Genomic DNA, 1,071 nt, shown 5'->3' with positions numbered 1-1,071 from the left:
TGTCAAAGCTCAGATCAGTGGGATATTTCCGGATTCCATGGAAGGGGTTGATCGTGATGGCATTGCTGCCATCCTGAACACCCTGCCAGCCCTGAAGCACCCAAAGGATCTGGCCGATCATTTCTGGCCATTGGCCCGTTATATGGCACCGGCACTGGGCGAGTATTTGCCTGATATTTTCGGCGAACCTTCTCCCCGCTGCACCGCGAAGATGGCCGCCATTATCCACTCAATATTCCCTCAACAGGGCATTGAGGCTGATCTTTTGCCGGTACTGAACGACAATATCCATCCCTATTCCGGCCATCGCCTGCGCCTGCTGTACGACGCCCTGCGGGTCTGTGGCAGCCAGAGTATCCCGGTGCATCGGCAAGCCCGGGACTTGAACCAGCAACTGACCGCCATTAGCCAATGCCATCCGTCTGAGCCACTGGAGCAGCTGCAACAGCCGCTTCAGCACGCCTTTTCGGAACCGCTGCTGACAACCTCCTTGCAGACACTGGCCTCAGATTGGCTCAAGGCCAGCTGTCACCATCAGCAGCAACAGGGCAAGCGGCTTGAACAGCTCACGACCATGCTCAGACAGCACAGGATCATTGAGCTCAATGGCCCGGCGGGTACCGGTAAATCCTGCCTGGCCGTCGCCACCGGGCAAGCGTTACAGGAACGGCGGCAGGCATCAATGAACCGGCTTGCCGCTGGCCCACAGCCTGACCAGCACACAGTGAAAACCCTGACCCTGGGACCGAACACCACCTGGGAAGACCTGTACGGTTCGGTCTCCCTGAAACGAGACCGGCAGGGCAATACGGTCTCTCATTCGGTACCCGGGCAGATAACGGATTGGGCCAGGAGAAGACGCCCGGGCCTGCTGGTTATTAATGAAGCCAACCTGGTGCAGCACGGACTATTGTCACCACTGACCGGTTTGCTGCAATCGTCTCCCCGGCTCTGCGTCAATGGCCAGACCTACGAGTTAACAGATAACCACCGGGTTTTGTTGACCGGTAATCCGGAAAATTATCCGGGGCGGAATCTTGACCCTGAATTGCAACGCCGGATTCTGCGCCT

General features: G+C 57.7%; 1 protein-coding gene. It reads left to right on the top strand.

Annotation, left to right across the window (positions count from 1 at the left end):
• Window positions 1–37: 37 nt before the first annotated feature.
• Window positions 38–1,071 (top strand): ATP-binding protein (locus ACO6VE_RS24620; protein WP_422464156.1); only part of this gene is annotated, 1,034 nt, incomplete at its 3' end.

Origin of the sequence: Endozoicomonas sp. ALB115 (genome assembly GCF_049310245.1) — a bacterium.
In the GTDB taxonomy this organism is placed as follows: Bacteria; Pseudomonadota; Gammaproteobacteria; order Pseudomonadales; family Endozoicomonadaceae; genus Endozoicomonas.
The sequence above is the reverse complement of the archived record's forward strand: the minus strand, read 5'-3'. Positions and strand labels throughout refer to the sequence as shown.